Below are 16,264 nucleotides of genomic sequence, written 5' to 3' on the forward strand. Positions count from 1 at the left end.
AAAAGACCTGCCACGGGGCTTGCTTTAGCCACCACTGGACGCTGGGGTCCCCGCCTTCCTTCAGGCCCCATTCACTTCCCACCAGGGTTCCGGACGGAACGCCTGGCCCGGCCCCTGGGTTGGGGCAGGTGTCCCCATGGCCGGCAAGACGTCGATGCCAGAGAATGATGACGGCGCCGCTGCTGGGTGACCCGGACGATATTGGTTCGTCCGCCTACAAAAAATGACTGGGGAACTTGATGAAACTCGCAACGCGTAAAGCGGCTACTGCTGCGGCTGTACTGGCCCTGGGTGCCAGCGCATTCCTGGCGGGCGCGCCTGCTGCCAATGCCTCGGGCACAGGAACCGCGTGCCCGACATCACGGGTGTGCTTCTACTTCAACTCCGACTTCCAGGGCGCACGCGCCGATTACGCCAACAGCGACGCGACCATGGGCAATGAGCTCTTCACCGACGGCCCTGTCGGAAGGAACGGATGGGGCGTCCAGGTCAACAACAACGCAGCATCCATGGTCAACAACACGTACGCGTACGTCACGATCTACGACAGCCCCGGCTGCGAAGGCTACGCCTGGTACATCCAACCAGGGGACCGTCTCAACCTGGGCGCGATGAAAAACAGGGTCAGCTCAATCCACGTAGCCTACAACGGCGGTGCCTGCCTCGACCGGGACCAGTCCTGGGCCTAGCCTTTGACTGGCCGAGGCTGTAACGCCGGACCTTCTCCGCAGCGCCAGGGACACTGGCGCTGCGGAGGGGCTTCATAAGAAGCGAGTCCGCAGGACAGAGGAAGGCCTGCACCCGTTGCTGGGTGTCGGCCACGTCCGAAAAGAATGGTGCAGGCTGTGTGCGCTATAACCTCCACGTTGGTCCGTCCGGACTGTGATGCGCCACTGCCCACGTTCGAACTGCGGACTTCGTCCCGTCGTCTCCCCCTCAGTCCGGCAACGATGAGGATGAGGCCAAGCGTTGTGAAGACGGCCGTCGGATCAGGCCGACGCCGCCGAGGAACTCGCTGTTGCGTCGCTCACGCCGTCGGCCGCCACGTACTCAGACGCGCCTCCGCTCGTCCCCGAGATGGAGGACGCTATCCAAGAGACAGCCACGAGCATGTGCTGGCTGGAACACCTGTCGCGGTGTGGGCCGCGAGCTTGCACACCTATTGCTAAGCATACTTATGATAGATCCAATCGGATGGGGATCCGGTGGTGTGAAGGGGAATCGAGAAGGGTGCGCTCAGCTAAAGGGGCGCACCTTTTTCGTGCTCCCATCCTGCGGAGTTGCGTCCGGGAATCGAAGCGGCACGGTCCTAGACTTTCGGCATGCACCCCTTAGTGGCGATCGTCTTGGTGTTCCTCGCCGCGATCGCCTGGACGGTCACCGTCCTGACGATGCTGATTGTGGTGGTCAGAGCCCGGCGCCGGCCGCCATCCCAGGCCACACGCACGGCCCAGAGGGCGGAGATGCCGGGCTCCGATGAAAGGGCCGCTTAGTCGCGCCTGAGTGCCTTGCTGATGACGCGCCTGATGAGTGCAGCCGCATCCTGGACCGCAGGGTCACCAAACAAAACGACAACGTCAACTACAACCCGGCCGCCAAGGCTGAGCTGTCCAACGTGGCCGGCTACAGACCTTCCGGCAAGTGGTTTACGCCGGAAGCTTCGAAGGCTCCACCAGCATCGGCCTGGGCGTCCGCGCCCGACTTCCCTTCCGGGTCTTCACACTCGACGGGCCAGGGTTCGGCTCCCGGCTGATAGTGCACGTCGCCCACTTCTGGTGACTACGTCCAGAAAAGGGGTGCCGTATCCCAGATCGGTGGTGCGGCACCTTTTCTGTGGGTACGGCTGGTACCCAAGAAGACAGCTACTGGGCAAAGGGTTCCCCAAGACGAAGCCCAGTCATAAGATTGAGGGGCTGGGGCGACGGTGCCGCCGCAGGTCTGGCCGGATCCGGTGCCGCGGACGGCCCCGAACCTGTAACGACGTCCCGAGTGGATGCGGCAATGAGCACGAAAAACCGCGTGTGGCGGCAGGCGGCCCTCGCAGTCGTCCTCCTTGTATCTGGCTGTATCTCGTCCACCGATAAGCCCGCACCGTCAGCAAGCTCACCGAAACCCTTCGCTTCCTTGGAGCATCAGGTCCAGCTGTTTCTGGACGAGGGCGCGGTGGCCGCTGTCGTCCAGATTCGCTGGCCCAAGGGCGAGTGGTCCAGGGCCTACGGTGTGCGTGACCTTGAGACCAGGACCCCGGCGCAGCCAACGGACCGTGCTGCTGTCGCCAGCGTCACCAAGACGGTGACGGCTGTGGCCGTGCTGAAGCTCGTGGACGACAACCTCATCGGCCTCGACGATCCCGTCAACGACGTCATTCCCGGATTCACGACTTCACTCACGCCACCAGCCCCGATTACTGTGAGGCAGCTGCTCAGCCATACCTCCGGAATGCCCGAAGTCACCGATGCCCTGCCGAAGGATGTTGACTTCCGCCCTGTGCTCGCACAAACGTTGACGATGGAGCGGGGCCTGCAACTGGCAGGGACCCTTCCCTGGAGATCTGATGATGTCGGGGCATTCAAGTACTCGAACACCAACTATCTCGCACTCGGCCTCCTCATCCAGACGCTGCGGGACAAGCCCATCGTCCACGTTCTGCAGGAAGAGGTCTTAGGCCCTCTCGGTTTGAAGAACACCAGCCTGGACCGTATTGACCCGCACGAAACCGGTATTCTGCACGGCTACGTAACCCTGCGCGGTGAACTAGTAGACACCACTGACAACACCTTCCTGGCCGGCAACCCGGCCGGGGGCGCTATATCGACGATGGCGGACCTGAACCTCCTCATGGCTGGAATCTTCCAGGGGCGGGCGGTTTCAGCGTCGTCCCTGCGGGAAATGAAGACCAGCCCAGGCTTTCACCCGTATGGGCTGGGCGTGTGGGAGCATGCGGACGGTTGCTCGGAAGACTCGCGGCACGAGGGCCGTGGCGGGTTCTGGGACTACCAGACCGTGGCGGTCAGCAGCGCGGACGGGCGGTATCAGGCCGCGATGACAGTCACAACACCACCAATGCCCACGGAACTCGAGGACCCCTCCACCCAAGACAAGCGTGACTACCTGAACGACCGGATCGAGTCCACACTCAACGAAACATTGGACCGCATCTGCAAGCCGGCCAACTAAAGGTGGTCAACGGCCCGCTGACGCAGCCTCTGACTTGAACAGCGCTGCCGCGTTTCACCCGCCTGCCCAAGCACCAAAGTTGCCTCCACCACTGGTGTGTCCGGTTCAAATCACGATGCTATGTACCGCCCATGGTGGTCACCTACCACCACCGCTTTAGCGCCCAGTCGTTGGCGGCCCCGTCCCCGTCGGCGCTGTCCTTGCCGCAATGCAGGCAGCGTTTGTATAGGCCACCGTCATCGTTGTGATCGACGTGCCAATGATGATGGAGATTGAGCTTGCACAGCATTTGCGTGAGCATGACAATCCAGCTCCTAGTAGTAGTCGCGGGTGTGGGGTCTTCGGGGTGATCACCGCTGGCGAGCCTCCCCGACCATCGGGCACTGTGGGGATCTTCCTTCCCACAGTGGATGCAGTGGCGACGAAGCTATCCGTCGTTCATTTGGGCAAGCCAGTGATGGCCGATGCCCCATCTGCAAAGCAGTTTTTAGGATCATGGCGACGTCTCTTCTGGGGCATACTCAGCTGTCTCTTGGCAGACCGTGCAATGTGCCCGTAAGGCTAAACATGGCCCTCGGGAACCACCCGGAGAAGAGGCAGTCAGTATGGCTAGAGCAGCCTGCGCCTACACCGGAACCCGAAAGACGCTCTTCAGGTCGTCGGCGCCCAGGAGATCGTGGTTGAAGGCGATGGCGTCCACGGGCCGGGTGTCCACGAACAGGACCGCAACCGTCCGGGAGTGGACCACCGTGTACCGGGCGAGGTCCTCCACCCAGGAATGGATCCCGGTGTATTCATCGATGAACGACCCGTCCCCGAGCAGCCCCGTTGCTCGAGCAGGTCATGGACAACATTCCAGGCGAGATCATCAGTTCATGGATCGCCGCCTCAACAGTTGTAGCCGTCATAGGACCAGGGTGCTTCCGGGCACGGATAGTCTCGTGGAGCTCGCGGGCGTGTCCTCAAGCTGGTGGCCAGCCGGAGTTAGACTGAGCCGGGTAAGGACGGATTGGGGGATCCACGGCGGCTCGTACCGCTGTTCCGCTGGTCGGTCGCCGCCAGCAAATCAAGGATGACCGTGACATTCTTCCAGGACTATCCGATCCCTACACCGCCTTCCCGTCCAAGGACGCCGCAGTTCACTCCGCCTCCTTGGGTTGCTGCCCCGCGATACGAGCTGCCCGCCGTCGTTCCCGTGGGCCAGTTCATCCACAAATCCCCCACCTTTGTGGTGGCCATTGAAGCCGCCAAGGTGTACTCGACCGGCTGCGTCTTTGAAATGTCCTGGATGCTGCGCCGCACTGACCAGGATGACCGGATATGGTCCGAGATGAACGGTGTCTTCCACCGGCCTGCGCCGCACTTGCGTGATGCGGCCATTTCAGTTGATTCCGTCCTCCTGTTCGGAATGCAGTTCCCGGACGGCTCCAAGGCCAGCACATCATCCCTCGCGATGTATGAGCAATCTGTGCCCCGGGACCAGGAACCTGGCGGGCCGGTGTTCGAGTTCCGCCCCAGAGGGGGCAACGGCGGGGAGGATGACATGTCGGCAATGGGAACCCTCTGGCTGTGGCCGCTGCCGCCAGCCGGGGATCTCCGCCTGCTTGCCCAATGGACAAGCATGGGCATGCCCGAATCCTTCATCGTCCTGGACGGCAACCGGCTCCGAGCGGCCGCAGCAGCGGTTCAGCAGTACTGGCCGGAGGAGGTCGGGCCGGAATGACCGCACTCGAAAACCCGGTCCTGGCAGTCGTCTTTGCGGCGATCTTCTTTTACGTCCTCTACGGCGTCATCCGCGCAGCCGTCCGTGACGGCATCATCCAAGCCGATGAGCGGCGGCAGAAGGCGCGGGATGGGATCAACAGCAGCAGCGAGGGAGTGTGACTGCCCGCGGCTGGCTCGTAGCCGTCGTCGGGACGGTCTTCCTTGTCTTTGCGCTCCCGTACGTTCTGGCGGTGTTCAACCTGGCCCCCAACGGCATAGAAACCCTGCTTCTCGTCGTCCTACTGTGGGCCGGCAGCTGGGTCTTTGCCCGCCGGCGAGCCCCGAAAAGTACCGATCAGTGAAGCACAAACTCTGGTTGACCTTCGCCGTGATCCTGGTTCTTGCTGCCACGGCCCATTTCATGGTCCGCTCCGCCGAGGACAAGGTGACCGACCGAATGCTGTCACAGGCAGACCGTTTCGCCATCCCGGCCGACTGGAATCTGATCGACGAGATTGTCCGGCCCGAGCGGTTCATGTGCATCAGCACGAACCCGTGCCCGAGTATGTCGCGTCGGTGGGAGACCGGAAAAGAGCTCACCGATAACGACGTCGCGGCAGTAGTCTCGGGGGTCGGTGTCGAGATGACTGCCGACGGACCGTGCAAGCGACAGCCCAACGTCATCGGGAACAGCACCATCTGCCTCTTTACGGGAAAGGACGGCGAATTCAACTACTGGCTCTCTGTCGCCAGCCCCGGCCCGGGGGAACCTCAGAAAGTCGGCCTAAACATCAGGGCCCGCACCCTATAGTGCGCCTACCGGCACCTGTCTTCGTCGCGCCAACACAGAACTGGTTCTGCCTGTCCCGCTTCCATGCCTTGTTGATCCGAGCGGTGGGTGGCTTGGAGAGCAGGTCCACATCAGCCACGGTCAGAGCCCTTGCTTCTCCGAAGCGGTGCCTGTCATCATCAGGAAGTTCGTGAAGGCCTTGAACCGCTCCCCCATACCCTCCACGATGAGACTGAACTCCGCATGGGTAAGCAAGATGGCCTCGTCCTCCGCCTTTTCGATACGAGGCAGCTGCACGCCGCGGCAAGGGTTCCACGGAATGTACCCCAACATCTTCGCGGTATTCATGGTTGGACTTCACCCAGTGCGCCATCAGTCGGTAATCCAGCTTGTCCACGGTAAATAGCCGATGACGTTTCCGATATGCAGGTCCAGCATGGTCCGGTACGTCTTCGTGGTTCCGCTGGATGGACGGATCAGCAGGTCGATGTGTTCCTGAATGACCTCAGCCACAGTTGGCGTGCGCTTCTCGTTGGACAGGATGGCATGCTGCGCGATCTCGAACGACTGACCATTCGCGCACAGAAGCCTCTTCAGAGTTTCAGCTTCGACGAAACGTGGCGGCTGTCAGGCCTCGCGGCTCTTCGGGTCTCGCCGCAACACCATGTAGGACGACGACCCGTCCGTTTTGATGCGCTTTCGAATGCGTCTGACCTGGGAAACACGGTGCCCGAGGTGGGACTCGAACTACATTCCAGGCCTGCAAACACGGGGAACCCGCGAGAACATGCGGAATTCGGAGCAGTCCGACCGACCTACAACCCAGTCCGAAGCCCAAAGTGTGGACAATGTCCATACCCCCTTTCGGGGGCGCTGGAGGACTACCGGGGCACCAGATGCCTGGAAATCTCGGCGGCAGCATTCGGCAGGTCGATAGTGCCCGCGGCGACTCCGACGACGAGGTCGAAGCCTTCATCCGTGGTGAAGTCATGCCGGTAACCGTTGATCCACAGCAGCAGCCCCATGAGCGTCCAAGCCGTCCGTTTGTTGCCGTCAACGAGTGGACGGAACCGGGCGACCGACTCCAACAAGGCTGCCGCCTTCACCACGAGCTCCGGATAGGCTTCCGCGCCCAGGACAGTCGTAGCCGGCCTGACCAATGCTGAGGCCAACAACCCGACATCACGGATATGGAAGCCGTACCGATCAACTACCTGAAGGGCATCCTCAATGTCCAGGTACGCTGTCACGCGTCTTCAAGGCGCTTCAGCAGATCAGCGTCATGACTCATAACAAAATCAAGACCTGCGCTGATTTCACGTCGGCGCGCGTGGCGCTGCAGAACCAACTCTGCGCCCTGCAACAGAAGCGCGGACTTCGACGTATGTTCCTCGGCAGCCAACTTCTCCAGCCGCCGATCGAGGTCTTCAGGGACACGGAGATTCATAGCCATGCCTACATGGTACCAAACCGGTACCCGCCCTTGACTGGGCTGCACGCCTCGCTAATTGGACCAGACTCACCCGAGCAGGGTCGCGGTGTCTTGGAAAGCTCTGTTCTTTTCAAGCTGTCCGTCCAGCATCACACGCCCGCTGTCGAGGGTTTCAAGGCCGGCGACGGCCGTAAGGAATCTCAATAGGGATTGTCAAGGACAATCATCGTTTCCAGCAGTGCTGCGCGGCACCCAAGGTGCCCCTAAAGCTATCCGTGGCTGGGGTCAATTCGGATTATCCATGGCTGATTCTTTTGGGAGCCGTTTGGAGAGCTCCCTCGGCAGCGGTAGCGGTGGATAACTCACGAGGATTTGTCCCCGGCTGTGAGTAGCGGAGGCATTCCGAAGAGCATTGGCAATACAGGATGAATCCGGCAGCGCTAGGGGTGTAAGTCTGATCTCGATGGGGTGTTTCCATAGATCTCTTCGCCGGGTCGCTGCGGTTGAAAATGCGCTCGCTCTCATCGTTCAGAGCGCATGGTCGCGGTGCCTTCCGTGTTCTGTTGTAGTGGGCTTACCAGGGTGCCACGATATCTTCTATCAGCCGCCACACGAGCAGGGGGTCTTCGGAGATGAACGATTCAATGGGTGCGTTCGCGGGAATTGGGAACACGCCCCTCGTGGAGCTGCGGAGGGTGGCGCCGGCCAACGGTGCCCGGATTTTCGTCAAGTTGGAGTGGGCCAACCCGACAGGGAGTATGAAAGACCGGATGGCACGCACGGCGGTCGAAGGCGCCGTGCGCGACGGTCGCCTTATCCCGGGAGGAACTGTCGTCGAATACACCGCTGGCACGACCGGCATTTCGCTTGCGTTTGCTTGCGCTGTGCTTGGTTTCGGCCTCCACGTCGTCTTCTCCGACGCGTTCAGTGACGAAAAACGCCGGACGATGCTTGCCTTTGGCGCCACCGTCGAGGATGTTCCAAGTGACAATGGCGCAATCACCGAAACGCTGATCAAGCGGATGATCGCCCGGGCCGCTGAAGTATCGAAACAACCGGGCATGTGGTGGTGTGACCAGTTGAATAACCATGACGCGGTCACCGGGTATCTGCCCCTGGGGGAAGAAATCTGGACACAGACAAAAGGCCGGATCGACGCGTTCGTGCACACGGTCGGAACCGCTCACTCCATTCACGGGGTCACGCGCTCGCTCCGAGCGCACAATCCAGACATCAGCGTCTTTGCAGTCGAACCGGCCGAATCCGCTGTCCTGTCCGGTCAACCGACCGGCCCCAACCGGATCGAAGGCATCGGTATCGGTTTTGTTCCCCCGCTGTGGGAACCGGATGCCGTCGACGGCATCCTCACCGTATCCGCCGACGAGGCAATGGATATGGCGCGGCGCCTGGCCCGGCAAGAGGGGCTCTTTGCCGGCACTTCCTCAGGGGCGAATGTTGTCGCCGCTCTTCGGACCGCGGAACGAATGGGCCCCGGATCAACAATCGTCACCATCCTCTGCGACTCCGGACTCCGTTACCTCTCCACCGAGCTCTACCGATCTGGAACAATCTAGCCCCCAAACCAGCCGGGCGCCCGCAATTCCAACGGCCAGGAAGCTTGGCGGAGGGATCGTTGCCTGCTCGGCAGGCGCAGGCCTATACTCCGGTCAGGCCGGCAGCTTACCGGTTCGGACGATGACTAAGGAGATCACGGTGGCGCCTAGATTCGGAGTGCTTGCATGGGATCGAAGCCATAGAACGAACGGAACACCACCCACCGGCCGTTCTCCCAGCCCTGCCGGCCCTGCCCGAACACCACGGCGGTGACCGCGCTGGTGAGATTGTCGTAGCGGATGTGTTTGGTACGTCCCAGTCAGTCTTTTAGTGTTTGCGCAGTTGAACAAACGCAGTCATAACTCGGCCGTTACATCTCATCAGAGCGTGATAACTGCCACCGTAGTTTTGTGAGGCCTGCGGGGGAAGGTTCAGCGAAGCCGCAAACTGATCAACTTTGGTGACCAGAGAATCGCGCCAACATCAGTTTGCGGCTCAACGGCCTCCACAGGTGGCGGCCAGTACGGCACCGCGGCCTTACAAGCCCTGCGTGATGTCCCCGGGCTGGATCGTCACCACCTGGAACAGGCCGGTTTCCTAGCTGACGTCCGCCCCGGCCATGCCAACGACGGCGACGGCGACGGCGACGGGCATGTGCGATACCAGCAACCCGCTCGGCTGCAACAAACACGTCCAATCACCCAAGGGGTAAAGAATTGCCCGCTCAACTGCGGTCAGCCGAGTAGCGCTACGCCGAATTCAGCGACGACGGCCCGCAGTTCCCCGAGGTAGCGCTGCGCTTGGTCGGTGAGCGGAATCGCGGCGTGGCCGATCCAGCCGATTTCGATGCGTTCGTCAACGTCGAGCGGGATGGCGACGATCTCCGGGTCGAGCTGCCCACTGATGATTCCCGTCGAAATCGTGTAGCCGTGGAGCCCGATCATGAGGTTGAAGATCGTCGCACGGTCAGAGACCCGGATCTCCTGCTTACTGGACAAGGTGGAGAGGATCTCCTCGGCGAAGTAAAAAGAGTTGTTCGCACCTTGATCGAAGGTCAGCCGCGGCAAGCCGGCAAGATCTTCTAGAGTCGCTCGCTCTTTTGAGGCGAGCGGGTTGTTCCGTGAAATGAAGATGTGCGGATCGGCGAGGAACAGCGGAGAGAACGCGAGCCCGGATTCGCGGAGCAGCTTGTCGATGATCTTCCGGTTGAAATCGTTCCGGTAGAGGATGCCTATCTCGCTGCGGAGCGTCCGGACATCCTCGATGATGTCCCAGGTGCGGGACTCACGCAGCGAGAACTCGTATTCGGCCACCTCAGTGGCCTTGACCATCCGGACGAAGGCGTCCACCGCGAACGAGTAGTGCTGCGTTGACACCCCAAGCAGACGTCGCCGCGGTGGCCTACCAAGGTAACGCTGCTCGAGGAGAGCGAACTGCTCGACGACCTGCCTCGCATAGCCGAGGAACTCTGCCCCGTCGGCTGTGAGGGTGACGCCGCGGGCGGAGCGAACCAGGAGCGCACGGCCCACCCGGGCCTCAAGGTCCTTCATCGCTGCGGACATTGTGGGCTGCGCTACGTAAAGAAGGTCGGCAGCCGCTGAGATTGTCCCCTCAGCTGCAACTTCTATGAAGTAGCGCAGCTGCTGCAGGGTCAATCCTCTGGAAAGCTGTGGCATAGGAAAATTCTATATGAATGCATAATGACCACTAGTTACTTGATACCCCTCGGAAGGTTGCAGCATGGATACATCCCCTTCGGAAAGGCCGTCTCCGGCCCATCAACGGATTGGCAGCACATGGCAGACGACTTCACCTTCAGCATTACCATGACCCGCTTCGACGAGGACTACTCCCCGTCGGAAGGCTCCCGGATCACGACGAATTTCGCCAACCTGGCACGGGGCGAGCACCGCCAGGAGAACCTCCGCAACGCCTTGACCATGATACGGCGCCGTTTCAACGATCTCGCAGACTGGGACAACCCGGACCGGGACCGCTACGCGCTCGAGCTTGAGATCGTTTCCGTGCAGATACAGTTCACCGCGGACGGAACGGATCAGCAGTTCCCGCTGTTCGAGGTTCTCGATATCCAGATCGTCGACCTGCTGAACGGGGTCCGCCACCAAGGAATCGTCGGCAACAACTTCTCCTCCTACGTCCGAGACTTCGACTTCAGCGTCGTACTGCCGGCGGCAGCCGGGTACTCAGGCAAGCCCACGGTGCCCGACGACTTCGGCGATCTTCACGGCAAGCTGTTCCAGCACTTCCTCGATTCCCCGGTAGGCCGGGAACGCTTCCCGCAGCCGCCAGTGGTCTGCATCAGCGTCTCCACAAGCAAGACGTACCGGCGAACCGGGAACCGTCACCCGGTCCTGGGCGTCGAGTACCAGCAGGACGAGTTCTCGCTGACGGACGCGTACTTCGCAAAGATGGGACTGCGGGTGCGCTACTTCATGCCACGCGGCAGCGTTGCGCCGCTCGCCTTCTATTTCCGGGGCGACCTGCTCAATGACTACTCCAACCTGCAGCTCATCGGCACCATCAGCACCATGGAGACGTTCCAGAAGATCTACCGCCCGGAGATCTACAACGCGAACTCCGCCGCCGCCGCCGTCTACCAGCCGAGCCTGGGCGAGCAGGACTACTCGCGGACCCAGATCGCTTACGACCGCGTCGAGCGCGGTCAGCTCGCGATCACGCAGGCGAAGTACACGGAGGAGCACTTCATCACGGCCCACAAGGATCTGTTGGACCAGTGGACGGCCAACTACCCTGCCCTCGTCAACTGACCCACGGAGAATCGTTAATCATGAACACACTTTTGCCCACCACCGTTGTCGGTAGCCTGCCGAAACCATCGTGGCTCGCACAGCCGGAGACTCTTTGGTCCCCGTGGAAGCTGGAGGGAGATGCGCTGCTCGAGGGCAAACAGGATGCGCTGCGCATCGCCATCCACGAGCAGAGCCTGCGCGGCATCGACATCGTCAGCGACGGCGAGCAAACCCGCCAGCACTTCGTCACGACCTTCATCGAGAATCTCAGCGGGGTCGACTTTGAACAACGCAAGACCGTGCGCATCCGCGACCGCTACGACGCGAGCGTACCGACCGTCGTCGGACCAGTGAGCCGTGAGCGGCCGGTATTCGTCGACGACGCAAAATTCCTTCGCGCAACCACTGACCGGCCGATCAAATGGACTCTTCCCGGTCCAATGACGATGGTGGACACGCTCTACGATGACCACTACAAGAGCCGCGAGAAGCTGGCCTGGGAGTTCGCCACGATCCTGAACCAGGAGGCGAAAGAACTCGAGGCGGCCGGCGTTGACATCATCCAGTTCGACGAGCCCGCGTTCAATGTCTTCCTCGATGAGGTCAAGGATTGGGGAGTGGCTGCGCTTGAGAGAGCCGCAGAAGGACTGCGCGCTGAGACCGCCGTGCATATCTGCTACGGCTATGGGATCAAGGCGAACAATGACTGGAAGGCGACGCTCGGCCCACAGTGGCGGCAGTACGAGGAAACGTTCCCGCTGCTGCAAAGCTCCAGCATCGACATCATCTCGCTGGAATCCCAGAACTCCCAAGTGCCCATGGACCTCATCGAGCTCCTCCGCGGCAAGAAAGTCATGCTCGGGGCAATCGACGTCGCAAGTGAGACCATCGAGACCCCGGAGGAGGTCGCCAACACCCTCCGCATGGCCCTCCAGTTCGTCGATGCGGACAAGCTCATCCCCAGCTCCAACTGTGGCATGGCACCGTTCCCCCGGGACGTCGCACTGGCCAAGCTGAGTGCTCTCAGCGCAGGGACGAACATCATTCGCGAGGAACTGGCCCGCTCCGCCCCCAGCGTGTCCTAGCGATGTTTCACGCCTACCCCGCAGAGACTTGGCTCGACGCTCCCGAGCAAAGCTTCCCGTCCTCCCTCTCGGCTGATGAATTCAAGGCACTGTTCCGTGGGCACCCGGGAGGTGTCGCCGTCATCACGGCCGATGCCGGCGAAGGACCGGTGGCACTGACGGTATCGTCGGTCGTGTCAGTGAGTGCGGAACCTCCATTGCTGATTTTCTCGGTCTCGGCACTGTCCTCTGCGTCCGAAGTGCTTTCGCGCGCCGATACCGTCGTCGTGCACCTGCTGGACGCGCACGACGTCGACTTGGCGAAGTTTGGAGCGACCCCTGGAGCCGACCGGTTTGACCAGACGCACCGCTGGTCGCCCCTTGCAACCGGCGAAGCGGTGTATGAGGATGTCCGCGCCTGGGTGCGCTGCGCCGTCATCAATCGCATGGAGGTGGGGACCTCCACAATCATCGCCGTTCACGCCTTGGAGTCCCGCGTGATGCGTGACGTCCAGGCGGGCGAACCCGGCGACGCACTGATCTACCACAACCGTTCATGGCACCGTCTGGGCGAGCATTCCAAGCTTGAAGGCTGAGCGCCCTAGCCGCCGGCGCAGTCCCCGGAGCGACGGCATCGCCGTAGTTGCCAGCCGGTCCGCCTAAAACCACCCATAAGCATGTCGGGGGGTCATAGAGACCATCCCTCACGATGAAAGATCCCTTAAACCATGACATCAGCCGTAGCCAGCCCAGGTACCAAAACCGCCTCTACCCTGCAAGAAAATGCGTCTCCGGAAAAGTTCCGACTGATGCTCATGATGGCCCTCACGCTCGTTACAGGTGTCGTTGACGCGGTCGGCTACCTTGCCCTTGACCGCGTCTTCACCGGAAATATGACCGGCAACGTGGTGATTCTTGCGATGGCGTTGGCCGGGGCGGCGTACCTGCCAGCTTTGGGCCCACTGGTAGCACTTGGTGCCTTTCTCCTCGGCGCGGCGGTTGCCGGATTTACGCTCCAGTCAAGCCCGCAAGGCTGGAACCGCCGGGTGACGCTCCTCCTCACAGCGGGTTGTATCGCGTTGACGGGAACCGCCGCCGTCTCCCTCATCGTGGAAGACGTCGGCCGGCAGTCCATTGTTGTCATTGTTGCCGCCGTTATCGCCATGCACATGGGCTCCCAGGCCCTGATTGCGCGGCATTTGGGCGTACGAGACATGACCACCGTGGTCATTACTTCCACCATGACTTCCCTCGCCGGGGAGTCACTTGTGGGCAAGCAACGGCCCCGGTTATTCAACCGACGGCTGGGCGCTGTCCTCGCTATGTTCGCCGGGGCCGCCATCGGAGCGATCCTGCTCCAGACACATTTCAGCGTCCCGATCGGCCTCGGCATCGCCATCACCGCCGCGGTGACCGTCCTGGGAAGTCGCCGCTGGCATTGATGCGGTACATCCCGCCAGCTACACCGCACCAGATCGCGGACGATCGGGGAATCGATCACAGCTTCCCCGCCATGTATCCAGGCGGCCTGGCGCCGAACGCTCGTTGTCAAAAGCGCTGTTCCTCGGTCAGGTCCCCTTCTGATACGACGCATCCAAAGCGGCCTCGTGGACCGGAGCAAAACCGGACTCAACACCGAAGCCGGGCGGTCTTGGGTGCTGGCGAATCTACATCAATTCCGGTGAACTCATGCTTTAGTCCCTGCTGCCGCCGGAACGTGAGCTGTGCCTGGAATTCGGCATTGGCCGCTAACACCCGGGAACCGAAAAGTGGGCTGCTGCGCTTTGAATTCGTTCGACTCTGTCAAGCTACCCACGTCACCAGTAGCACGATTACGGGCTACCTCGCCGTCGATGAATTGACAGGGGAAACCTCGCTTCTTCAACAGGCCGTCGACCGCTTTCCAGTGGTGAACCTGCTGGACCTTGGCATGGCGACAGCCATGGCCTGCTGGATCATTGAAAGCCTCCGAGAGGAACCTAACCGTCTCTTCGAGGTTCAACGTATTGCAGACGAGGCCAATATCCCCTCGACACTTGCCGAGGACTATGAGACTGCCAGGAAAACGAAGCCTAAACCAAAACCATAACTGCCGAATGGTGTTGGCGCTTTGCCTTGGGGCGAGGACGGCACGGCAGAACTGTCATGCAAAACGCGACCGGTTGGACACCCGCTTATACGACTCATGCAGAGTCACGTCAAGGTTTGTCAACACTCGAAAGCTAAAAAGCCACTGACCTGCGGAAACACTGTGCCCGAGGTGGGACTCGAACTACCTTCCCGACCTTGCAAAACACAGGGGACTCCCCAAAATATGCGGAATTCGAAGCGGTGGGGGACAGTATGGCCCGATCCGAGAGCAAGACTGTGGACAATGTCCACACCCCCTATTTCCGCCCGTCGAAGCCTTCAGCCTACGCCTGCATCCCGCAAGGAATGGATGCGGTTTTTCTTTGTCCTTACAGATTTGGCTCGCCCTCTCGGTAGGTCATGCCGCCTGGCTCTTTGGCACCGATGAACAGTCAGAACTACAAACTGCTTGTCATTCTGATATGTCCCATGATCGCTGGGCGGGGCCTCCGCGCAACCAGGGCGCTACCGCGCCGGCCTCGGACCGAAAACTTCGTCACACGAACAGAGCCCATTGCTTGCGGATGAAGTTTTCGCCCGGCGCCGGTCCCCCAAGTTGCACTCCGGCCCCTCAACCCAGCGGATGGTCCCCTACCAGAACGATGCCCACAACCAACAACCGCAGAAAACAAGCAAACATCAGGGTGAAGGGAAACACGGGATCATGGAAAAGCTCACGATCACAACACCATCAGATGTCCTCAGCTTCATCGGACACACCCTGGGCTTCTGGCCCCAGGAAAGCCTGGTCTGCATCACCCTGAACCAGAACAGCATCGGCGCGACACTGCGCATCGACCTCCCCCGCCAACCAGGCCAGGAACTCCCCTACGCACGCACCGTCGCCCACTATCTCACCAGCGACACCACCGCCACCTCCATCCTCTTCGCCGTCTACACCAGCGAAACCGCTCGCCCCGGCCAGCCCAAACCTCACGCCGGCACCATCGCCGCTCTCACCGGAGTCCTCGCCGAACAGGGCATCACCATCCGTGACGGACTCTTCGTCGGAGACGATGCCTTCTCCCCCTACGACAGCGAACCCGGCACCAGCCTCACCCTGCCCCTCAACTCAACCCAGACGAGCGCCATCAACGCCGAATTCATCTACCGCGGCAGCTTCATCGAACCCACCGACCGCATCAACCTCCCCACCACAAGCCAGGACGCAACCAAAGCGGCCGCCGTCGAACAGCACATGGAAACCATCAGATCCCAGCCATCCGATGCTGCCCTTCAACAAGGCCGGAAACTTTGGGCAGGCATGCTCGACTCCAAGGACTTCCCGACAGATGAGGACTGCCACGCACTCGTTGCGAACCTACAGTTCCCGACGATCCGCGACCGGCTCATCGCGGACATCCCAGGAGTCGACGAACCCATGCAGCAGATCCTGTTCGTCCAAACTCAACACGCCCCGAAGTGGTCACGCATCGAATGGGCACAACAACTCCTCCTGCACGCCTACACCCGCACCAGCCCCGAACACGCAGCCCCCGTCCTCACAACCATCGGCTACATCAACTGGTGGGAAGGCAAAGGCAGCAAAGCACACCAATTCCTCCAACTCGCCCTCGACACCGACCCCGCCTACCGCCTCGCCCGCCTCAGCGACCAAATGATCGGCTCAGGCCTCGTCGCA

General features: G+C 61.2%; 19 protein-coding genes and 1 pseudogene. 14 read left to right on the top strand and 6 right to left on the bottom strand.

From position 1 onward, the window contains the following. Nucleotides 1–239 precede the first annotated feature (239 nt). The 4 genes and pseudogenes from HTS88_RS01445 (at nt 240) to HTS88_RS01460 (ending at nt 3,177) form a co-directional block, all read left to right on the top strand. Entirely contained in the window at nt 240–689 is a 450-nt protein-coding gene (locus HTS88_RS01445; RefSeq protein ID WP_174174730.1) for a peptidase inhibitor family I36 protein, read from the top strand. A 633-nt stretch (nt 690–1,322) separates the two neighbouring features. Further along, on the top strand, nt 1,323–1,493 hold the full coding sequence (locus HTS88_RS01450) for a hypothetical protein (RefSeq protein WP_174174732.1): 171 nt from the start codon (nt 1,323–1,325) through the stop codon (nt 1,491–1,493). Between the two features lie 89 nt (nt 1,494–1,582). After that, nucleotides 1,583–1,779 (top strand): annotated as a pseudogene (locus HTS88_RS01455) (AMIN-like domain-containing (lipo)protein); the annotation flags it as partial. Between the two features lie 222 nt (nt 1,780–2,001). Further along, on the top strand, nt 2,002–3,177 hold the full coding sequence (locus HTS88_RS01460; protein ID WP_174174734.1) for a serine hydrolase domain-containing protein: 1,176 nt from the start codon (nt 2,002–2,004) through the stop codon (nt 3,175–3,177). A 625-nt stretch (nt 3,178–3,802) separates the two neighbouring features. Here HTS88_RS01460 and HTS88_RS22105 read toward each other — a convergent pair. Then, the gene (locus tag HTS88_RS22105) at nt 3,803–3,949 is read right to left on the bottom strand and encodes a hypothetical protein (RefSeq protein ID WP_246255878.1); all 147 of its coding nucleotides are present in this window, start codon (nt 3,947–3,949) and stop codon (nt 3,803–3,805) included. A 306-nt stretch (nt 3,950–4,255) separates the two neighbouring features. On the opposite strand from HTS88_RS22105, the gene HTS88_RS01470 reads away from it, so the two are divergent. The 3 genes from HTS88_RS01470 to HTS88_RS01480 all read left to right on the top strand — a co-directional run bounded on the left by HTS88_RS01470 (nt 4,256) and on the right by HTS88_RS01480 (nt 5,692). Further along, nucleotides 4,256–4,900 (top strand): hypothetical protein, encoded by a 645-nt coding sequence (locus tag HTS88_RS01470; protein ID WP_174174737.1) that lies wholly within the window; start codon nt 4,256–4,258, stop codon nt 4,898–4,900. After that, on the top strand, nt 4,897–5,061 hold the full coding sequence (locus HTS88_RS01475) for a hypothetical protein (protein WP_174174739.1): 165 nt from the start codon (nt 4,897–4,899) through the stop codon (nt 5,059–5,061). Before HTS88_RS01470 ends, HTS88_RS01475 begins: the two co-directional genes overlap by 4 nt. 178 nt (nt 5,062–5,239) lie before the next feature. After that, nucleotides 5,240–5,692, top strand: a complete 453-nt coding sequence (locus tag HTS88_RS01480) for a hypothetical protein (RefSeq protein ID WP_174174742.1) — start codon at nt 5,240–5,242, stop codon at nt 5,690–5,692. Nucleotides 5,693–5,812: 120 nt separating this feature from the next. Here HTS88_RS01480 and HTS88_RS01485 read toward each other — a convergent pair whose 3' ends face one another. The 4 genes from HTS88_RS01485 to HTS88_RS01500 form a co-directional block, all read right to left on the bottom strand. Beyond that, entirely contained in the window at nt 5,813–6,019 is a 207-nt protein-coding gene (locus HTS88_RS01485) for a hypothetical protein (protein ID WP_174174745.1), read from the bottom strand. A 24-nt stretch (nt 6,020–6,043) separates the two neighbouring features. Next, on the bottom strand, nt 6,044–6,184 hold the full coding sequence (locus tag HTS88_RS01490; protein ID WP_174174747.1) for a hypothetical protein: 141 nt from the start codon (nt 6,182–6,184) through the stop codon (nt 6,044–6,046). 368 nt (nt 6,185–6,552) lie between these two features. Continuing rightward, on the bottom strand, nt 6,553–6,921 hold the full coding sequence (locus tag HTS88_RS01495; protein WP_174174749.1) for a type II toxin-antitoxin system death-on-curing family toxin: 369 nt from the start codon (nt 6,919–6,921) through the stop codon (nt 6,553–6,555). Beyond that, nucleotides 6,918–7,124 carry a ribbon-helix-helix protein, CopG family gene (locus HTS88_RS01500; RefSeq protein WP_229666519.1) on the bottom strand — a complete coding sequence of 69 codons (207 nt, stop codon included), beginning with the start codon at nt 7,122–7,124 and terminating at the stop codon, nt 6,918–6,920. The genes HTS88_RS01495 and HTS88_RS01500 overlap by 4 nt, the downstream gene beginning before the upstream one ends. Nucleotides 7,125–7,735: 611 nt before the next feature. Here HTS88_RS01500 and HTS88_RS01505 point away from each other — a divergent pair. Further along, nucleotides 7,736–8,677, top strand: coding sequence for a PLP-dependent cysteine synthase family protein (locus tag HTS88_RS01505; RefSeq protein ID WP_217432079.1), 942 nt, complete (start codon nt 7,736–7,738; stop codon nt 8,675–8,677). A 714-nt stretch (nt 8,678–9,391) separates the two neighbouring features. On the opposite strand, the gene HTS88_RS01510 is transcribed toward HTS88_RS01505, so the two are convergent. After that, a complete protein-coding gene (locus HTS88_RS01510; RefSeq protein ID WP_174174751.1) occupies nt 9,392–10,333 on the bottom strand; it encodes a LysR family transcriptional regulator in 942 nt (313 codons plus the stop codon). A gap of 120 nt (nt 10,334–10,453) precedes the next feature. Between HTS88_RS01510 and HTS88_RS01515 the strand changes: the two genes are divergently transcribed. From HTS88_RS01515 to HTS88_RS01540, 6 genes are all read left to right on the top strand, one after another. Beyond that, complete coding sequence (locus HTS88_RS01515) at nt 10,454–11,446, top strand: DUF1852 domain-containing protein (RefSeq protein WP_174174753.1); 993 nt, start codon at nt 10,454–10,456, stop codon at nt 11,444–11,446. Between the two features lie 20 nt (nt 11,447–11,466). Further along, the gene (locus HTS88_RS01520; RefSeq protein ID WP_174174755.1) at nt 11,467–12,513 is read left to right on the top strand and encodes a methionine synthase; all 1,047 of its coding nucleotides are present in this window, start codon (nt 11,467–11,469) and stop codon (nt 12,511–12,513) included. A gap of 2 nt (nt 12,514–12,515) precedes the next feature. Next, nucleotides 12,516–13,088 carry a flavin reductase family protein gene (locus HTS88_RS01525; protein ID WP_141000443.1) on the top strand — a complete coding sequence of 191 codons (573 nt, stop codon included), beginning with the start codon at nt 12,516–12,518 and terminating at the stop codon, nt 13,086–13,088. Nucleotides 13,089–13,301: 213 nt separating this feature from the next. Continuing rightward, on the top strand, nt 13,302–13,934 hold the full coding sequence (locus HTS88_RS01530) for a YoaK family protein (protein ID WP_174174758.1): 633 nt from the start codon (nt 13,302–13,304) through the stop codon (nt 13,932–13,934). 299 nt (nt 13,935–14,233) lie between these two features. Continuing rightward, nucleotides 14,234–14,581, top strand: a complete 348-nt coding sequence (locus HTS88_RS01535; protein ID WP_174174760.1) for a hypothetical protein — start codon at nt 14,234–14,236, stop codon at nt 14,579–14,581. Between the two features lie 705 nt (nt 14,582–15,286). Next, on the top strand, nt 15,287–16,264 hold a 978-nt coding region (locus HTS88_RS01540), incomplete at its 3' end, for a DUF4192 domain-containing protein (RefSeq protein WP_246255879.1).

It is taken from the genome of Pseudarthrobacter oxydans, from assembly GCF_013314975.1.
In the GTDB taxonomy this organism is placed as follows: domain Bacteria; phylum Actinomycetota; class Actinomycetes; order Actinomycetales; family Micrococcaceae; genus Arthrobacter; species Arthrobacter oxydans.